This window comes from Bacteroides sp. K03 (assembly GCF_019734355.1).
In the GTDB taxonomy this organism is placed as follows: Bacteria; Bacteroidota; Bacteroidia; order Bacteroidales; family Bacteroidaceae; genus Bacteroides; species Bacteroides nordii.
Genome location: NZ_JAASHC010000006.1, coordinates 199462 through 217269, shown reverse-complemented (window position 1 = coordinate 217269; position 17808 = coordinate 199462). Strand labels below are relative to the sequence as shown.

Here is a 17808-nt window from a genome sequence, read left to right as displayed (position 1 = left end):
GACAATATTAAGAAATTTATTCTTATTAACGTTCATAAAGAACTATGTTTTCCATGGCAAAGATAATGGTAGAGGAACGGCTCGATTCTCTACGAAGATCGATCCGATTCTCTACGAGCAAAAGGGTGTTTTTCTACGAGCAACAAGATGAAAAGTTATAAGCTTTGACAAAAAACATTGGTAGAGTATAGACATTCTCTTTTGAATTGTAAGAAAAAAAGCTGATAAAATTCTATGCCAATCTTATTTTTAAGTTTTGTAATATATCATATTTCGTTATCAGATATATTTTAAATTTATTCGTCATAGATGAATCAGATCTGCGTATTGTTCTCTATATGAGCTTGTAAATAGGATAATACATCAAATGGAACAATTAATCCGACTATTAGAACTTCTTTGAGTATGGAGTTGAGCCTAACTTTGTAGGCAATTTTAATTTATCTAAAACAACAGAAATGGAACAAGAAATTAAACCGGCATCAGGCCGTCTCGGCGTGTTGGTGGTAGGTGTTGGTGGCGCAGTTGCTACCACTATGATTACAGGAACACTGGCTTCTCGCAAGGGATTGGCAAAACCAATAGGTTCTATCGCAGAAATGGCAACAATGCGTATGGAAAACAACGAGGAAAAACTTATTAAAGACATAGTGCCTTTAGCAAATTTGAACGACATTGTATTTGGTGGCTGGGATATTTTCCCCGACAATGCTTATGAAGCTGCTATGTATGCTGAGGTTTTGAAAGAAAAGGACTTGAATGGGGTGAAAGATGAATTGGAGACTATCAAGCCAATGCCTGCTGCTTTTGATCATAATTGGGCAAAACGTTTGAACGGTACTCATGTTAAACAAGCTGCTACCCGTTGGGAAATGGTAGAACAGTTGCGTAAGGATATCCGTGACTTCAAAGCTGCTAACAATTGCGAACGTATTGCTGTGTTATGGGCTGCAAGTACAGAGATTTATATTCCTCTGTCAGACGAGCACATGTCACTTGCCGCTTTGGAAAAAGCAATGAAAGAAAACAACACAAACGTTATTTCTCCAAGTATGTGTTACGCTTATGCTGCTATTGCAGAAGGTGCTCCGTTCATTATGGGTGCTCCTAACTTATGCGTAGATACTCCTGCTATGTGGGAATTTTCTAAAAAGATGAATGTGCCTATCGCCGGTAAGGATTTCAAGAGTGGACAGACTTTGATGAAAACTGTTTTGGCTCCGATGTTCAAAACCCGTATGTTGGGTGTGAGCGGATGGTTCTCTACTAACATTCTGGGTAACCGTGATGGAGAAGTGCTCGATGATCCCGATAACTTTAAAACAAAAGAAGTAAGTAAGCTGTCTGTAATCGACAATATCTTCGAACCGGAAAAATATCCTGACCTGTACGGTGATGTATATCATAAAGTACGTATTAATTACTACCCACCCCGTAAAGACAATAAGGAAGCATGGGATAACATCGATATCTTCGGATGGATGGGTTACCCGATGGAAATTAAAGTAAACTTCCTGTGTCGCGACTCTATTCTTGCTGCTCCTATTGCACTTGACCTTGTATTGTTCAGTGACTTGGCTATGCGTGCCGGAATGTCTGGCATTCAGACCTGGTTGTCATTCTTCTGCAAGAGCCCGATGCATGATCTGGAAAGCCAGCCTGTACACGATCTGTTTACTCAATGGAGAATGGTTAAGCAGACATTGCGTGATATGGTTGGTCAGAAATCACCAAGTTATCTGGATTGATAAAAAAATATTAGTTACTAAAGAGAAAGAGATGATCTGACTCTGTGGGTACATCCATAAAACTTTCCTCTTATAAAAAAGGGGAAAGTTTTATTATTTTTATAACTTTGCATATATTTTATCTGAGTGATGAAAAAAGTTTCCCTTTTTCATATAATGATTGCTACTGGTTTTGGAGCAGGATTTTCTCCTTTTGCTCCAGGTACGGCAGGAGCTTTACTGGCTACTGTGATGTGGTGTATTCTACTGTATTTCTTTCCATTCAATTTTGTGTGGCTATTGACTGTTGCACTGATTATCCTTTTTACTATCGGTGGTATCTGGTCGTCTAATAAACTGGAACCATTCTGGGGTGAAGATCCTTCGCGGGTGGTTGTGGATGAAATGGTAGGCGTATGGATTGCACTGCTGGCAGCACCCGAAGGTAATTTCTGGTATCCGGTAGCGGCTTTTGCATTGTTTCGCCTTTTTGATATTTTCAAGCCATTGGGCATTCGTAAGATGGAGAGTCTGAAAGGAGGAGTAGGAGTCATGATGGATGATATCCTGGCAGGTATTTATAGTTTTATTCTGTTAGCAGGTATCAGATGGCTGATTGGATGAAACAACTGATAACAGCATTCTCGGAGAAAGGGGGGATTTTCATGTTTCTGAGAGCCCAGCTTTCGGCACAATTGGCCACGGTTACGGATTTTGTGATAACGATTGCGTTGGCACAATTTTTCGGAATGTATTATGTATATGCCACTTGCATTGGTTCGGTTTGCGGAGGTATGTTCAATTGCTTCGTTAACTATGAATGGACTTTCAAGTGTCACGAATGCAAGAAATCACATGTGATTATAAAGTATACATTGGTGTGGGCAGGTAGTGTTTTTTTGAATACATACGGGACGTATTATCTTACGGAATGGATAGCAGGGATTTCATGGGTCAGAGATACATTAAGTCTTTACTCCAAAGACCTTTTTATTGTTCCGAAAATAGTGGTTTCCATATTAGTTGCACTGTTTTGGAATTACTACCTGCAACGTGTGTTTGTATATCGGAATGTGAATATAAAGAATTTTTTTAAGAGAGAAAACAAACTATAAAAAAATAACAAAAGAATAGAAATGAATTACAGAGACTGGTTACAACAGGTAATTTATAAAATAATCAATCCCGTTGTCAGAGGGATGATTAAAATAGGTATCACGCCCAACTTTATTACTACTACCGGGCTGGTTTTGAATATTGTAGCAGCAGGCGTATTGATTTATGGCGGTATCAACGGAGAGCGGGGAGACCTTTCTTATGTAGGCTGGGGAGGCGGTATTATATTGTTTGCCGGGCTATTCGACATGATGGATGGGCGTGTGGCCCGCTTGGGAAATATGAGTTCCACTTTCGGTGCACTCTATGACTCGGTACTCGACCGTTACAGTGAATTGATCACTCTGTTTGGTATCTTTTATTATCTGATACTCAAAGGGTATATGTGGGGATCGATTATTGCTTTCATTGCTTTGATTGGCTCATTGATGGTGAGTTATGTGCGTGCCCGTGCCGAAGGACTGGGGATTGATTGTAAGGTTGGTCTTATGCAGCGTCCGGAACGTGTCGTGCTGATTAGTCTGGGAGCTATTTTCTGTGGCGTTTTCGATGATGTCACTTCATTTGATCCGATTCTGATATTAATGATTCCCGTAGCATTGGTAGCTGTGTTTGCCAATATTACGGCATTTGCCCGTTTGAACCATTGCCGTAAGGTGATGAAAGATATGTAAACTCTGATTATGAGATATACTTTTAAGATGCCTTCGCGGAAAGAAACGCTGACCGTTGTAGGTGTAACCATTCTTTTTTTATTACTTACGGCTGTATGCCTCGGACTGCGTCCGGAGCATTTGCTGATGGCGTTTATCTTTCTGGCTCTGTTCTTTGCCGGTATACCCACCCGCAAGTTGGCAGTAGCCCTGTTACCTTTCTTCATTTTTGGTATTTCGTATGATTGGATGCGTGTATTTCCCAATTACGAAGTAAATCCTATTGATGTGGCAGGAATCTATAATCTGGAGAAATCCTGGTTTGGTATCAATGATAATGGGAATCTTCTCATTCCCTGCGAATACTTCACATTGCACAACTGGAAATTTGCAGATTTCATGGCAGGTATCTTTTACCTGTGCTGGGTGCCTGTACCTATTGCATTTGGCATTTATCTCTATCTGAAAAAGGAGAGAAGCCTGTATCTGCGTTTCGCTATGGTGTTTTTATTTGTCAATCTGATAGGCTTTGCCGGTTATTATATTCATCCGGCTGCTCCACCCTGGTATGCTATTAACTATGGGATGGAAGCGATTCTGAATACTCCGGGCAATGTGGCGGGGCTGGGTCGTTTTGATGAACTGACCGGCTTGTCTGTTTTCCAGTCTATCTACGGGCGCAATGCCAATGTATTTGCTGCCGTACCTTCTTTGCATGCTGCTTATATGGTGATTCCGCTCTATTATGCTATCGTGCGGAAATCCAGTAAAATGCTGATTGCTCTTTTTGCCATTATTTTGGTAGGTATCTGGTGTACGGCTGTCTATTCGTCGCATCATTATATTATTGATGTATTACTGGGAATCTTTTGTGCTTTGCTTGGTATCCTGGTTTTTGAAAAAGGACTCATGAAGACAAGAGGGTTCAAACGCTTCTTTGAACGATATTATAACTATATCAAATAAAAAAGATGTAATCTGTAGTGGATAAGTTATCGGCACATAGTCACTGAAACTCAAATGAAAAATAAATATCGTAATATATTTCTTGGTTTCGGCATTATCGCTGTTGTTATTATGCTTTTCACTTTTGATATGTCTTATGAAGAACTGTGGAGCAGCTTAAAACGTGCCGGTTATTATCTGCCGCTCGTTTTGCTGCTCTGGTTGTTTATATACCTTATCAATACCCTGTCATGGTATATCATCATACGTAGTGGTGGTGAGCGGGGAGGGCTTACTTTCACCCGTTTGTATAAGTTTACGGTTTCCGGCTTTGCTCTTAATTATGTTACTCCTGTGGGATTGATGGGTGGTGAGCCTTATCGTATTATGGAACTGACTCCTTATATTGGTGTAGAGCGTGCTACCTCTTCCGTGATTCTGTATGTAATGATGCATATCTTTTCTCATTTCTGCTTCTGGCTCAGTGCTGTCCTTATTTATGCTTTATTTTATCCGGTGGGTTGGGGAATGGGAATTGTGCTTACTCTGATCACCTTATTTTGTGTGTTGCTTGTTTCTCTTTTTGTGAAGGGGTACCGGCACGGGATGGCAGTGGCATGTGTTCGTTTCGGTAGTCATATCCCTTTTTTGAAAGATAAAGCCATTCGCTTTGCCGAAGCACATCAGGATAAGTTGGAAAATATTGATGGCCAGATAGCTCTGTTACATCAACAACGGAAAAGCACTTTTTATAGTGCATTATTTTTGGAATATACAGCCCGTATCGTTGGTTGTCTTGAAGTATGGCTTATTTTGAATGTACTCACCACAAATGTTAGTTTTATGAGCTGTATTCTTATTATGGCTTTCTCTTCTTTACTTGCTAATTTACTGTTTTTCCTGCCTATGCAGCTTGGAGGGCGTGAAGGAGGGTTTGCACTGGCGGTTGGCGGACTTTCTCTTTCGGGAGGATATGGCGTTTATACCGCTTTGATAACCCGAGTACGGGAACTTGTGTGGATTGTAATCGGCCTTGTGCTGATGAAAATAGGAAATTCTAAAAAATAAAATACAATGAATAATTTCATCTTTTACAGTCCTACCGAATTTGTATTCGGCAGAGACACAGAGGCACAAACCGGTGCTTTAGTGAAAAAGCAGGGTGCTAAGAAAGTAATGATTGTTTATGGTGGTGGCTCAGTGATACGTAGTGGATTGTTATCGCGCGTAGAGTCTTCACTCAAAGAGGTTGGGATTGAATATTGTATGCTGGGTGGTGTACAACCTAATCCTGTCGATATCAAAGTATACGAAGGCATTGAGCTTTGCCGGAGCGAGAGGGCAGACTTGTTACTCGCAGTAGGTGGTGGTTCGGTGATAGACACTGCCAAAGCCATCGCAGCAGGTGTGCCTTATAAAGGTGATTTTTGGGATTTCTATATTGGTAAAGCTAAGGTGACAGAGGCGTTGAGAGTGGCGGTTGTTCTAACCATCCCTGCTGCGGGAAGTGAAGGCTCCGGCAATACGGTAATTACAAAAACAGATGGTTTGCAGAAACTCAGTCTCCGCGTACCGGAATTATTACGCCCTGTTTTTGCTGTGATGAATCCTGAACTTACTTATACACTTCCTCCTTTCCAGACAGCTTGTGGTATTGCTGATATGATGGCCCATATTATGGAGCGCTATTTCACCAATACAAAAGAGGTGGAAATTGGTGATCGTCTTTGTGAGGGGACGCTTCTTACCATTATAAAAGAAGCAGCTATCGTTATGAAAGAACCGGAGAATTACGGTGCCCGTGCCAATCTGATGTGGTGTGGGAATATAGCACACAATGGCACGTGTGGGGTAGGTTGTGAAGAAGACTGGGCATCTCATTTTCTTGAACATGAAATCAGTGCCATTTATAATGTGACGCATGGTGCGGGACTTTCTGTCGTTTTTCCTGCCTGGATGACCTGGATGACTGAACATAATGTAGATAAGATAGCACAGTATGCCGTTCGTGTATGGAATGTTTCCGAAACGGATGATAAGAAAGCGGTTGCTTTAGAAGGTATTGTCCGGTTGAAATCTTTTTTCAAATCCATCGGATTGCCTGTTACTTTTAGTGAGTTGGGTATTGAGAATCCCGATATCGACCGTTTGGCAGATAGTCTGCATCGGAACAAAGGAGAACTGGTAGGCAATTATGTGAAGCTGACGAAAGAAGATAGTAAAGATATTTACCGGTTGGCTTTGTAAATAAAATGCCAATATACTTAGTATCCCGTTACATATATTCTAACCCATCATCAGATATATTGTAACGGGATACTGAGTATATAGTAATAAGAGAGCTATCGTTATTAAAAAACGATTTTTTAACAATAGAAAGTCTCAGTTTTAAAAGTACGTACTTTATAACTATAAAAGTACGTACTTAACATGCTGTTAATTAGTATTTTAATAGATGCTTAAATACGTACTTTTATAATCCTTGTTACGTAAGAGTGGGAGGAGTTACGAAAGATACATGATATAAATATACCGGACTTATGAATGTTGAAGAGTTTAGAGAATATTGCCTTTCATTGAAAGGCGTTTATGAAAAAATGCCGTTTCCCAATGTAGCAGATAAATATAGCCGGGATGTTCTTTGCTTTTATGTGGGAGATAAATGGTTTTGTTTTGTAAATATCGAGGTATTCGATTTTTGTTGTATCAAGTGTGATCCCAATGAATCGGTAGAATTGCAAGCCCAATATTCCGGGATAACTCCCGGTTGGCATATGAATAAGAAATATTGGATTAGTGTTTATTTCAATCAGGATGTACCGGATAATAAAATAAAAGAACTCGTAAAACGGTCGTATGATATTGTATTTCTTTCTCTCTCTAAAAAAGAGAAAGAAAGGTTGTAGAAGGTGTTCGTTTTACATATAAAATGCCAATATATGTACAGCCCCGTTACATCTCTTCTAATCGGATATATTGTAACGGAGCTGTAAGTGATGAAATTTTTATTCTCGCCAGTGTTCCGGTTTGAATAATGCATCTGCACATTTAATTCTGCCTTTTACCAACTCTTCATCTGTCAGTGCTTGCATCATCCAATATTCGGCATATTCTGCGGGTGTCGGGTTCGGGTATGGTGTGGTATAACCCATACCTTGGGCGTTTTGTATGAAACCATGTCGGGGATAATATTCCTTGTGTCCCAATACAAAGACAAGTTTGGTACCTTTTTCTTTCAGCATTTGTATCCCTTTGCGGATTAGTAACCCTCCAATTCCCTGTTTCTGAAAATCGGGTATTACAGCCAGTGGAGCAAGGATATGGATGAGTGGCTGAATTGTCGCTTCCTCAATCTCTGCCTTTGTAAACAGTATATGTCCGACTGGTTTTCCATTATATCGGGCAAGTAATGACAAACGGGGCTCTGCACTTGGATCTTTTAATGCATTATATCCTTTAAGTAATCGTGTTGTCCTGTCTTGCGCAGGTATTCAACACGAAAACTACTATTGGATGGGCAGTCGGTTGGTTTTCATATCCTGCCGAATTTATTTAAGCTTGTCGTACTGTTCGTCGGTCACAGGTTCGAGCCATTCATTGGATGTATTCTCGCCGGGAACTTCGAATGCCAGATGGGCGAACCAACTGTCAGCAGCTGCTCCGTGCCAGTGTTTCACACCCGCAGGTATATGAATGACCGTTCCGGGAAGAATCTCTACTGCCGGCTTACCCTCTTCTTGATACCAACCACGACCGGCTACGCCGATAAGCATCTGACCACCGCCTTTTGATGCCTTGTGAATATGCCAGTTGTTGCGGCAACGTGGTTCGAACGTGACGTTGGAGATGTTTACCTGTTCTTGTGAAATCGGTGCGAGGTAGCTGTTACCGATGAAATACTGTGCGTATGCTGTGTTCGGTTCGCCGATAGGAAAAATCATTTCGTGCTGGAATGCCGCTTTCGCATCGTTGCCCGTCGTATCTTCGGCCCACACCTCTTTGGCTAATCGGAAAGCAGCCCATGCTTTGGGCCATCCCGCATAAAAGCCTATGTGCGTGATAATTTCAGCAATCTCCGTTCGGGTGATACCGTTGTTTTTCGCCGACTGGAGATGGAATGTCAATGAACTGTCTGTGATGCCTTGACTGATGAGTGATGTAATTGTTACTAAACTGCGGTCACGCAGGCCGAGTTTGTTGGTGCGGCTCCATACCTCGCCGAAGAGGACATCATCGTTGAGTTCCGCGAATTTTGGGGCAAACTCTCCTAATTGGTTGCGCCCTGCTGTCTGTACTATCTTTTCTTGTGCCATAACAGTAAGTGTTAAAATGTTGAATACTGAAAATAAAAGGAGTTTATTCATAATCGTTTCGTTTATTGGATGAAATTAGATGGATTGAGCGGCATCTGGTCGGAGAGAGGAAGGTACGTTCCTGCGGGCAATAGGGAACGAAGCCGATACCCAACTTCTCGAGCATATTAAAAAATGTCTGCGATCCATAGTGAATTTAATTTAGAATCCTATTTGTTTCTGCTGCTCGGTATTATAGCGGTCGCCTACTACAGGAATGGCGGCAACGGCATCTTCCAGTTCTTTCCACTCTTCTGTTGGAATATTGAAGTCGAGCGTGTGTAGGTTTTCTTCCAGATGTGCGAGCTTCGTTGTTCCCGGAATAGGCACAATCCAGGGGGCTTTCTGCAACAGCCATCCGAGGGCTACCTGTGAGGAAGTCATACCGCGTGTACGTCCAAACTGCTGCAGTACATTCACGATACGCATATTGGCACGCATGGCTTCCGGTTGAAAGCGGGGCAAGGTCTGGCGGTTGTCATTGTTTGGGTCGAACACTGTGTATTCGTTAATGCAACCTCCCAGAAAGCCACGGTTCAACGGACTGTAAGGTACGAAACCGATACCCAGTTCACGGCATACGTTCAACACACCGTTTTCCTCAACGAGACGGTGCATCAGGTGGTATTCGCTTTGGATGGCGGTAAGCGGCTGGATGGAGTGTGCCTTGCGGATGGTTTCCGTACTTACTTCGCATAGACCCCACCGCTGAATTTTTCCTTCTTTTATCAGATCAGAAATCGTTCCTGCAACATCTTCAATAGGCACGTTTCTGTCAAAACGATGTTGGTAGAAAAGCGGAATGGAATCGATGCGCAGGCGGCGTAATGATTCCTCGCAGTAGCGGCGGATTGTCTCCGGACGACTATCCTGACGGCCCGTACCTTTCCCTTCGATTACTTCGTGTCCGAATTTGGTCGTTACACTGATCCGGTCCTTGAATCCTGAGAGTGCTTCACCCGCCAATACTTCGTTAGTCAGTGGACCATAGATGATGGCCGTATCGAAGAGAGTGACTCCACGATCCACAGCTTCATGCAAGAGCCGGATACATTCTTTGCGGTCGGGATGCTGACTGCGGTTGTAGGTCATACCCATCACCCCGAATCCGAGAGTAGATACTTCCATGGCAGTATGACCGCTACCGAGCGTGCGATGCTGCATCTTTTGGGGGATTGTGGGAGATGTGTTCCCTCCGTTAAGGGTAACATTGGCCGCTTTTACCTTATTGATTGTAGGTTGTATCGTTAATGTTGCACCTATGGCAGCCGCCGTTTTCAGAAAACCACGGCGGCTGATCCCTTCTTGTTTATTCTTGTTTTTCATTGTGATTCTTGTTTTATAAGTTTAATGTATTGAAAAAGCGCCGTCCACCAACAAGGCATGACCATCATCCACGAAACTAGCCTGCGGGCTGCATAGCCACAATACGGCATTGGCGATTTCTTCGGGCTTGCCAAGACGACCGGCCGGAATATCGCGTATCAGTTCTTCTTCCAGGTCTGGATTACGGCGCATGAGTTCTTCAGCCATTGGAGTACGGATAGCTCCCGGACAAATGGCATTGATGCGGATACCTTTGGCTGCATAGTCTATGGCAGCGGTACGGGTCAGTCCGATAACGGCATGCTTACAAGCGATATAGGCAGCCTGTCCCGGAAATCCCGTTACACCGCCCTGTGATGAGGTATTGACAATGGCTCCGCCGCCTTGTTTCAGCATTTGGATAATCTCGTAGCGCATGCAGTTCCACACGCCTTTTAGATCAACGGCTACCGTACGGTCGAATTCTTCGTCGGTAATTTCGGCCATCGGTCGTTGTGGAGTCTGAATACCGGCATTGTTCAGCGCAGCATCCAAACGGCCATAAGTTGTAACAATCCAATCGATCATCTCTTTCACTGCCTGCGTGTCCGATACGTCGCAACCGTAGGCGATTACCTTGTGTCCTTCATTTATAAGTTTCCGGGCTTGCTCTTCCGGTTTGTTGATATCGACCATAATCGTCATTGCACCTGTTTTTGCAAATGCTTCGGAGCAGGCTAAACCGATACCTGCCGCAGCACCGGTAATCATTACCACTTTTTCTTTCATTGTTTCCATGATGCTCTGTTTTAATATTCTGATGCAAAGGTAAACGAAGAGCCTCGCAGTGACTTTGCTGCGAGGCTCAATTTACTTTGTTATGAAGTTCATTTCATAATTTGTTCCGGCTATATCCGATTTAAATCGCGCTGGGGGCATAACCGTATGTTTCTTTATAGACTTTAGAGAAATGCGAAAGATTCTTGAAACCGACATCGAAACAGGCTTCCGTAACTTTTTTCTTGCCGGATTTTATCAAATCGTGCGCTGCTTCCAAACGTCGCCTGATGATCCATTTCTGTGGAGTAAGTTCGCTTATTTTAGCGAAATCGCGTTTGAAAGTTGCCAGGCTACGTCCCGTGTAACCGGCGATCTTCTCCATCGAAAGGTCGTACATATAGTTTTCGTTCAGGTAATCGAGAATGTCTATTTTCCACGGATCGACGAAGTCGAACAAAGAGGCATAGAGATTTTTGTCTGTATTGAGCAAAACATAAGTTCCTTCGATCATTTTCAGTTTCAATACATCATCGGATGGTTTTACTCCCGAATCGAAATATGGGATGACCGACTCGAACAAGCTACGGATGTCTGGCCGATTATTCGGCAACACGCGCAGGCTCACTTTCTCGCGTTTCGATTCCACCGGAATATCATTTTTGTCGAGCGTCTGATAAAATTCCCTCAAAAAAGGTCTCGTGAATTTCAATACGATAGAACGATAAGGATTGTTCTTATTGGCATGTTTTTGTAACCACATCCAGTTATCCCGTCTCATAAAGGCACACTCGCCCGGATGCAGAACTGTTCTTTGTCCGCGTTCTTCAATTTCCAGTTCACCGGAACACAGGTAAATGAGCGTGTGTTCCCGGTTTTCGTGGGCACATCCCCGGTCATCGGTGAAATAACTCGCTATAAGTACATTCGAGCAATCGAATACATTCAGTCGTTCCATATTAATCCTTTTATTTTTTGCAAAAATAGGGATTTATATTCTCTTATATTTTGTTGTAAAGCTCATTTTTTTGATGATTTTGTATATTGTGGCAATAGGATGATGTTTCCATCATTTTTCTTTGCTGATTCCAATGGGGGGATAGCTATATCCAGACAGAGTGGATGCCGTACTTTGGGGAGATTATGCATTCGGGTGGGGTAAATCCTGATATAGACAATTGGGGTATTCTATTATGGGTACAAATAACGCGGATAAAATCAGATTTAGTTCATCCGGTAAATACATAGTTGTCAAAAAAGTAATTATAAGAATCCCTTAAAAGGAAATATAAGTTTAGAATGTGAATGTTTATACTTATGTAATCAGCTGATTTATAGTGAATATAAGAATTATTGTTGGCGATACTAATCAATATCAGATTTTGAAATATAAAAAGATATATTGATTATAGTGAACGTATAAAGTTTTTATTGATTTTTTATATCCTCTCGTGAAGTAGCTTGTCTATTTGTTTTTTATTCAAAAGAAAAGGCGACTCGTTTTCCGGGTCGCCTTTATCTTTTACTTAATCTCGATTTCTTCTTTCATGTCAATCTCTTCTCCATGGGAATCGTAGAATACGTATTCCAGGAAAGCGAGTTTTTGACTCGGAATAATCTTAATACCAAATCCATACTTCATCTGCCATTTGCGTTTCAGAGAAACGAGTCCCTGATTGATGTATGCAGCGATATACGGATGGATGTGTAACGAGAATTTCTTTATCTTCAGTTTATTGACCAGATAATCAATTTTACTCTCCAGAGTGTCCGTGAATAGGATGGACGACTTGATAGTTCCTTTGCCAAAACAGGTAGGACAGGTTTCCATCGTGTTTACGTCCATAGCAGGACGTACACGTTGCCGGGTAATCTGCATCAGACCGAATTTGCTGAGCGGCAGAATATTGTGGCGTGCCCTGTCTTTTTGCATATTGGCACACATGCGTTCGTAAAGCTTTTGACGGTTTTCGGCTTCATTCATATCAATGAAGTCTACAACAATGATACCACCCATATCTCTTAGTCTCAATTGGCGTGCCAGCTCATCGGCGGCCCCCAGATTTACTTCGAGTGCGTTACCTTCCTGCCCGTTGGCATTCTTGGTGCGGTTACCGCTGTTCACGTCTACTACGTGAAGCGCCTCAGTGTGCTCAATAATCAGGTAGGCACCACTCTTGTAAGAAATAGTTTTACCAAAAGATGACTTGATCTGCTTGGTGATACCGAAATTGTCATAAATGGGAAGCTGACCCTTGTACAGTTTTACGATCTCTGCCCGGTCGGGGGCAATGAGAGTGACGTAATCTTTTATTTCGTTGTATACCGCCTCGTTATTGACGTAGATGTTTTCAAAAGAAGGGTTAAAGAGATCACGCAACAGCCCTACGGCACGGCTTGTCTCTTCATAAATCAACGTCGGGAACTTGGTAGCTTTCTGTACCTTGGTGATTGCGTCTTCCCAGTGTTTAATCAATACTTTAAGCTCTCCGTCGAGTTCGGCAACGCGTTTCCCTTCGGCTACAGTACGAACAATGACACCGAAGTTTTTCGGTTTGATGCTCATTAACAATTGCTTGAGGCGTGCACGCTCTTCGCTCGATTTAATTTTTTGTGAAACAGAAACCTTATCATTGAAAGGAATTAATACCAGATATCTTCCAGCAAATGAAAGTTCGGAAGTTAATCTTGGTCCTTTGGTGGAGATGGGTTCCTTTACGATCTGCACCACTACTTCTTGTCCTACCTTTAATGTGTTGGCTACTGTGCCATCTTTATCAAGATCGGGAAGCAGGGTTGCTTTAGAAATGGAGTTGAGTTTTTTCTTGTCGCTTAAAGTTTGTTTTACGAACTTTTCGAGTGAATTGAATTGAGGACCCAGGTCTAAATAATGAAGGAAAGCATCTTTCTCGTAACCAACATCTACAAAGCAGGCATTTAGTCCGGGCATCAATTTCTTGACGCGGCCCAAATACATATTACCCACTGAAAAGGAAATATTTCTTCCTTCACTTTGAAGTTCCACCAGGCTCTTGTCCTCGAGCAGGGCGATGGAGACCTCTTTGGGCTGTACGTCTACTACTAGTTCGCTTGTCACAATTGTTTCCTAATTATTTATTTTTAAAAAATGAACAAATAAATTGAGCTCTTGTTCATTGGAGTCGGGCATTTAAACAAAGAACAAACTCGAAAGACATTTGCTTCACAAGTTTGTTCTTTATTTCTGTCCGATACAGACTAAAAATTACTTTTTGCTTTTATGTCTGTTCTTTCTTAGTCTTTTTTTACGCTTGTGCGTAGACATTTTATGTCTTTTTTTCTTCTTTCCGCTTGGCATAGCTTCAAAATTTTATGGTTAATACTCTTGTTTATTATTTCTTTACCGCGATTGTAAATGTCTTCGCTGGCTTAAATGCCGGAATATTATGTTCTGGGATAATAATTGTAGTATTTTTAGAAATATTACGAGCTGTTTTCTGAGCTCTTTTCTTTACTACGAAGCTACCAAATCCACGAAGGTAAACATTCTCATCTTTCGCCAAAGAATCTTTTACTGCGTCCATAAACGCTTCAACAGTTGTCAATACTGCTACTTTGTCAATTCCGGTGTTCTTTGCAATTTCGTTTACAATATCTGCTTTAGTCATTTTTCCTTAAAAAAAATATTATTACTATGTTCTTTCTAATTTTTTGGACTGCAAATATATAGCTTTTTAAGCTCTCAAAAAAATATATTCTGAACAATTTTATAAAAAAGTCTCTTCCTTAAGTTTTGTTAGATTTAAAAAGAGCTACTTTTGTACACGAATTGCGGTTCTGATGTACCAATATGCCAATGTATTAGTTGGCTATGAGGTGCATTAATAAGGCAAATAACGTATTTTTTACGTTGCTATATTAATACATTATTTTAATGAATAACTTCAGCGAAACACTAATAAACTGGTATCACGAACATAAACGTGACTTACCCTGGAGGGAGTCTTCTGATCCTTACCTGATATGGATTTCTGAAATCATTTTGCAACAGACAAGGGTTGTACAAGGGTATGATTATTTTGTGCGTTTTATTGAACGCTTCCCTGATGTGAAGACACTTGCCGAAGCTGATGAAGATGAGGTAATGAAGTTCTGGCAGGGACTGGGATATTATTCCCGTGCACGCAATCTTCATGCTGCTGCCCGTAGTATGAATGGGGTATTTCCTAACACTTATTCGGGAGTATTGGGCTTGAAGGGAGTAGGAGAGTATACGGCAGCTGCCATTTGTTCCTTTGCTTATAATATGCCTTATGCGGTGGTCGATGGTAATGTATATCGGGTATTGTCGCGTTATCTTGGGATTGAAACTGCTATAGACTCTACGGAAGGGAAAAAACTATTTGCTTCGTTGGCCGGTGAATTGTTGGATAAGACTCAGCCGGCTATTTATAATCAGGCTATTATGGATTTTGGGGCGATACAGTGTACTCCGCAAGCTCCGGCTTGCCTGTTTTGCCCATTAGCAGATGGTTGTATGGCACTGGCGAAAGGGACAGTCCAGCAGCTTCCCGTAAAACAGCATAAGACAAAGACAACAAACCGTTATCTCAATTATATGTATGTACGTGCGGGTGCATATACTTTTATTAATAAACGGACGGAAAATGATATTTGGAAAAATCTCTTTGAATTGCCGTTGATAGAAACGGCAGAATCTGTTACAGAAGAGGCGTTCCTGGCTCTTCCGGAATTCACTGAATTATTCGTTGGAGGAGAAGTTCCTATGGTTCGTTTGGTCTGCCGGGATGTGAAACATGTGCTTTCTCACCGGGTGCTTTATGCTAATTTCTATGAAGTTAGCTTGCCGGAAGATACTGTTTCTTTCTCTTCTTACCTGAAAGTGAGGATTGACGAGTTAGAGCAATATGCCGTGCCCAAATTGATACATGCTTTCCTGGAGAAATATGTATAAAAACTTGTTTGGTGTTGTATTTCTGTTTAATTTTGGCACAAAATAATATAAATATAGAATGATATGTCAGTAAATAAAGTGATATTGTTAGGAAATGTTGGTAAAGACCCGGAGGTTAGATATCTGGATACAGGTATTGCTGTGGCAACTTTTCCTTTAGCTACTACCGACCGTGCATATACTTTGGCTAACGGAACGCAAGTGCCCGAAAGAACAGAGTGGCACAATCTTGTGTTGTGGCGTGGACTGGCAGAAACGGCAGAGAAATATGTTCACAAAGGTGATAAGCTTTATATTGAAGGAAAAATAAGAAGCCGTTCTTACGACGATCAGACGGGTGCCAAGCGGTATATTACAGAAATATTCGTAGATAATATGGAGATGTTGACTCCTAAGAATACTGCACCAGGTGCTTCTTCATATACTCCGGCAGCTCAGCAGGGTGCACCGACTGTGCAGCCACAGCAATCGCAAGCTAACCCTATACAGAATAATCCGGCAGATGATTTGCCGTTCTAAATTGACAGTTGATAATTGATAATTGACAATTGGCTGCACATCATGCTGCATCATAACTGTCAATTATCAATTGTCCACTGTCAACTAAATAATTGTTTAACTAAAACCCAGGATTTTGGACCCAGACGCTTATTTATGCCATTTGGCAGACATTTTTAACGGTATAACCGTAAACCCACCTTCCTTTTCGGCAATTGTAGCTATTATTTTGGCCGGTGTGCTTTTGCTCGCCTCCGGTTTTGCTTCTGCATCAGAAATAGCTTTTTTTTCATTATCTCCTTCCGACCTCAATGAAATAGAGTCACGTAATCATCCCTCGGATGAGAAAATCAGTAGTTTGCTTGGAAATTCAGAGAGCTTGCTGGCAACTGTACTGATCACCAATAATTTTGTTAATGTGACGATAATTATGCTCTGCAATTTCTTTTTCATGAATGTTTTTATTTTTCATTCACCTGTTGCGGAGTTTTTGATATTAACAGTAATCCTAACTTTTCTGTTGTTACTTTTTGGTGAGATTATGCCAAAGATTTATTCGGCACAGAAAACATTGGCTTTTTGTCGTTTTGCCGCTCCGGGCATTTATCTGTTGCGCAAAGTCTTTAGGCCGATTTCTGCAGTGCTGGTACGTTCTACTACTTTTTTGAATAAACATTTTACGCGTAAGAATCATAATATCTCGGTTGACGAACTCTCACAGGCATTGGAACTGACTGATAAAGCCGAACTTTCTGAGGAAAACAACATACTCGAAGGTATTATTCGCTTTGGAGGTGAGACAGCAAAGGAGGTGATGACTTCCCGCCTGGATGTGGTAGACCTTGACATACGTACTTCGTTTAAGGACGTGATGAAATGTATTGTAGATAATGCTTATTCGCGTATTCCTATTTATTCCGGTTCCCGTGATAACATAAAAGGAGTGCTTTATATAAAAGATCTTTTACCTCATGTCAACAAGGGTGATAATTTTCGTTGGCAGTCTCTGATTCGTCCGGCTTACTTTGTGCCTGAAACAAAGATGATAGATGATCTTTTACGTGATTTTCAGGCTAATAAGATACATATTGCCATTGTGGTTGATGAATTTGGAGGAACTTCCGGCATTGTAACAATGGAGGATATTATCGAAGAGATTGTAGGTGAGATTCATGATGAATATGACGATGAAGAGCGTACTTACGCTGTACTGAATGATCATACGTGGGTTTTTGAGGCCAAGACTCAGTTGAGTGATTTCTATAAGATCACAAAACTTGATGAAGATGATTTTGAAAGAGTGGTTGGTGATGCTGATACATTAGCGGGGCTTTTACTTGAGATAAAAGGGGAGTTCCCTGCACTTCATGAAAAGGTTTCTTATCTGAACTATGAGTTTGAAGTACTTGAGATGGATAATCGCCGCATTTTGAAAGTTAAATTTATCATCAACCAACCTCAAACAGAAGAGGATGCATAAT

Annotated in this window: 18 protein-coding genes; 11 read left to right on the top strand and 7 right to left on the bottom strand. The window is 41.4% G+C overall.

The features are described from left to right. Positions 1 to 458 precede the first annotated feature (458 nt). From HCG69_RS07250 to HCG69_RS07215, 8 genes are all read left to right on the top strand, one after another. Positions 459 to 1748 carry an inositol-3-phosphate synthase gene (locus tag HCG69_RS07250; RefSeq protein ID WP_221649491.1) on the top strand — a complete coding sequence of 430 codons (1290 nt, stop codon included), beginning with the start codon at positions 459 to 461 and terminating at the stop codon, positions 1746 to 1748. A 129-nt stretch (positions 1749 to 1877) separates the two neighbouring features. Continuing rightward, the gene (locus tag HCG69_RS07245; RefSeq protein WP_221649490.1) at positions 1878 to 2351 is read left to right on the top strand and encodes a phosphatidylglycerophosphatase A; all 474 of its coding nucleotides are present in this window, start codon (positions 1878 to 1880) and stop codon (positions 2349 to 2351) included. After that, complete coding sequence (locus HCG69_RS07240; protein WP_221649489.1) at positions 2336 to 2842, top strand: GtrA family protein; 507 nt, start codon at positions 2336 to 2338, stop codon at positions 2840 to 2842. The genes HCG69_RS07245 and HCG69_RS07240 overlap by 16 nt, the downstream gene beginning before the upstream one ends. Before the next feature lie 21 nt (positions 2843 to 2863). Further along, entirely contained in the window at positions 2864 to 3517 is a 654-nt protein-coding gene (locus tag HCG69_RS07235) for a CDP-alcohol phosphatidyltransferase family protein (RefSeq protein WP_221649488.1), read from the top strand. A 9-nt stretch (positions 3518 to 3526) separates the two neighbouring features. After that, positions 3527 to 4462, top strand: coding sequence for a phosphatase PAP2 family protein (locus HCG69_RS07230; RefSeq protein WP_221649487.1), 936 nt, complete (start codon positions 3527 to 3529; stop codon positions 4460 to 4462). A gap of 54 nt (positions 4463 to 4516) precedes the next feature. Continuing rightward, the gene (locus HCG69_RS07225) at positions 4517 to 5509 is read left to right on the top strand and encodes a lysylphosphatidylglycerol synthase transmembrane domain-containing protein (RefSeq protein WP_221649486.1); all 993 of its coding nucleotides are present in this window, start codon (positions 4517 to 4519) and stop codon (positions 5507 to 5509) included. A gap of 6 nt (positions 5510 to 5515) precedes the next feature. After that, entirely contained in the window at positions 5516 to 6688 is a 1173-nt protein-coding gene (locus HCG69_RS07220; RefSeq protein WP_221649485.1) for an iron-containing alcohol dehydrogenase, read from the top strand. A gap of 293 nt (positions 6689 to 6981) precedes the next feature. Beyond that, the gene (locus HCG69_RS07215) at positions 6982 to 7347 is read left to right on the top strand and encodes an MmcQ/YjbR family DNA-binding protein (RefSeq protein WP_122200692.1); all 366 of its coding nucleotides are present in this window, start codon (positions 6982 to 6984) and stop codon (positions 7345 to 7347) included. Positions 7348 to 7446: 99 nt separating this feature from the next. On the opposite strand, the gene HCG69_RS07210 is transcribed toward HCG69_RS07215, so the two are convergent. The 7 genes from HCG69_RS07210 to HCG69_RS07180 form a co-directional block, all read right to left on the bottom strand. After that, entirely contained in the window at positions 7447 to 7857 is a 411-nt protein-coding gene (locus HCG69_RS07210; RefSeq protein WP_255585504.1) for a GNAT family N-acetyltransferase, read from the bottom strand. A 132-nt stretch (positions 7858 to 7989) separates the two neighbouring features. Then, positions 7990 to 8805: a carboxymuconolactone decarboxylase family protein gene (locus tag HCG69_RS07205; protein ID WP_221649484.1), complete on the bottom strand. Its 816-nt coding sequence runs from the start codon at positions 8803 to 8805 to the stop codon at positions 7990 to 7992. Between the two features lie 150 nt (positions 8806 to 8955). Next, on the bottom strand, positions 8956 to 10119 hold the full coding sequence (locus tag HCG69_RS07200) for an aldo/keto reductase (RefSeq protein ID WP_221649483.1): 1164 nt from the start codon (positions 10117 to 10119) through the stop codon (positions 8956 to 8958). Positions 10120 to 10140: 21 nt separating this feature from the next. Further along, positions 10141 to 10896, bottom strand: coding sequence for an SDR family NAD(P)-dependent oxidoreductase (locus tag HCG69_RS07195; protein ID WP_221649482.1), 756 nt, complete (start codon positions 10894 to 10896; stop codon positions 10141 to 10143). A gap of 121 nt (positions 10897 to 11017) precedes the next feature. Further along, on the bottom strand, positions 11018 to 11833 hold the full coding sequence (locus HCG69_RS07190; RefSeq protein ID WP_221649481.1) for an AraC family transcriptional regulator: 816 nt from the start codon (positions 11831 to 11833) through the stop codon (positions 11018 to 11020). Positions 11834 to 12397: 564 nt separating this feature from the next. Then, positions 12398 to 13972 carry an Rne/Rng family ribonuclease gene (locus HCG69_RS07185; RefSeq protein ID WP_002561407.1) on the bottom strand — a complete coding sequence of 525 codons (1575 nt, stop codon included), beginning with the start codon at positions 13970 to 13972 and terminating at the stop codon, positions 12398 to 12400. Between the two features lie 274 nt (positions 13973 to 14246). Further along, positions 14247 to 14522 (bottom strand): HU family DNA-binding protein, encoded by a 276-nt coding sequence (locus HCG69_RS07180; protein WP_002561408.1) that lies wholly within the window; start codon positions 14520 to 14522, stop codon positions 14247 to 14249. 266 nt (positions 14523 to 14788) lie between these two features. Between HCG69_RS07180 and mutY the strand changes: the two genes are divergently transcribed. The 3 genes from mutY (at position 14789) to HCG69_RS07165 (ending at position 17807) form a co-directional block, all read left to right on the top strand. Next, positions 14789 to 15829, top strand: a complete 1041-nt coding sequence (mutY, locus tag HCG69_RS07175) for an A/G-specific adenine glycosylase (protein ID WP_221649480.1) — start codon at positions 14789 to 14791, stop codon at positions 15827 to 15829. 63 nt (positions 15830 to 15892) lie between these two features. Beyond that, positions 15893 to 16348 carry a single-stranded DNA-binding protein gene (locus HCG69_RS07170; RefSeq protein WP_007486602.1) on the top strand — a complete coding sequence of 152 codons (456 nt, stop codon included), beginning with the start codon at positions 15893 to 15895 and terminating at the stop codon, positions 16346 to 16348. Positions 16349 to 16463: 115 nt separating this feature from the next. After that, positions 16464 to 17807: a gliding motility-associated protein GldE gene (locus HCG69_RS07165; RefSeq protein ID WP_221649479.1), complete on the top strand. Its 1344-nt coding sequence runs from the start codon at positions 16464 to 16466 to the stop codon at positions 17805 to 17807. Position 17808 lies beyond the last annotated feature (1 nt).

Excerpts from the sequence above, each read along its gene's own strand:
- HCG69_RS07250 (WP_221649491.1), top strand. The coding sequence starts at position 459 with ATGGAACAAGAAATTAAACCGGCATCAGGCCGTCTCGGCGTGTTGGTG.
- HCG69_RS07245 (WP_221649490.1), top strand. The coding sequence starts at position 1,878 with ATGAAAAAAGTTTCCCTTTTTCATATAATGATTGCTACTGGTTTTGGA.
- HCG69_RS07240 (WP_221649489.1), top strand. The coding sequence starts at position 2,336 with ATGGCTGATTGGATGAAACAACTGATAACAGCATTCTCGGAGAAAGGG.
- HCG69_RS07235 (WP_221649488.1), top strand. The coding sequence starts at position 2,864 with ATGAATTACAGAGACTGGTTACAACAGGTAATTTATAAAATAATCAAT.
- HCG69_RS07230 (WP_221649487.1), top strand. The coding sequence starts at position 3,527 with ATGAGATATACTTTTAAGATGCCTTCGCGGAAAGAAACGCTGACCGTT.
- HCG69_RS07225 (WP_221649486.1), top strand. The coding sequence starts at position 4,517 with ATGAAAAATAAATATCGTAATATATTTCTTGGTTTCGGCATTATCGCT.
- HCG69_RS07220 (WP_221649485.1), top strand. The coding sequence starts at position 5,516 with ATGAATAATTTCATCTTTTACAGTCCTACCGAATTTGTATTCGGCAGA.
- HCG69_RS07215 (WP_122200692.1), top strand. The coding sequence starts at position 6,982 with ATGAATGTTGAAGAGTTTAGAGAATATTGCCTTTCATTGAAAGGCGTT.
- HCG69_RS07205 (WP_221649484.1), bottom strand. The coding sequence starts at position 8,805 with ATGAATAAACTCCTTTTATTTTCAGTATTCAACATTTTAACACTTACT.
- HCG69_RS07200 (WP_221649483.1), bottom strand. The coding sequence starts at position 10,119 with ATGAAAAACAAGAATAAACAAGAAGGGATCAGCCGCCGTGGTTTTCTG.
- HCG69_RS07195 (WP_221649482.1), bottom strand. The coding sequence starts at position 10,896 with ATGGAAACAATGAAAGAAAAAGTGGTAATGATTACCGGTGCTGCGGCA.
- HCG69_RS07190 (WP_221649481.1), bottom strand. The coding sequence starts at position 11,833 with ATGGAACGACTGAATGTATTCGATTGCTCGAATGTACTTATAGCGAGT.
- HCG69_RS07180 (WP_002561408.1), bottom strand. The coding sequence starts at position 14,522 with ATGACTAAAGCAGATATTGTAAACGAAATTGCAAAGAACACCGGAATT.
- mutY (WP_221649480.1), top strand. The coding sequence starts at position 14,789 with ATGAATAACTTCAGCGAAACACTAATAAACTGGTATCACGAACATAAA.
- HCG69_RS07170 (WP_007486602.1), top strand. The coding sequence starts at position 15,893 with ATGTCAGTAAATAAAGTGATATTGTTAGGAAATGTTGGTAAAGACCCG.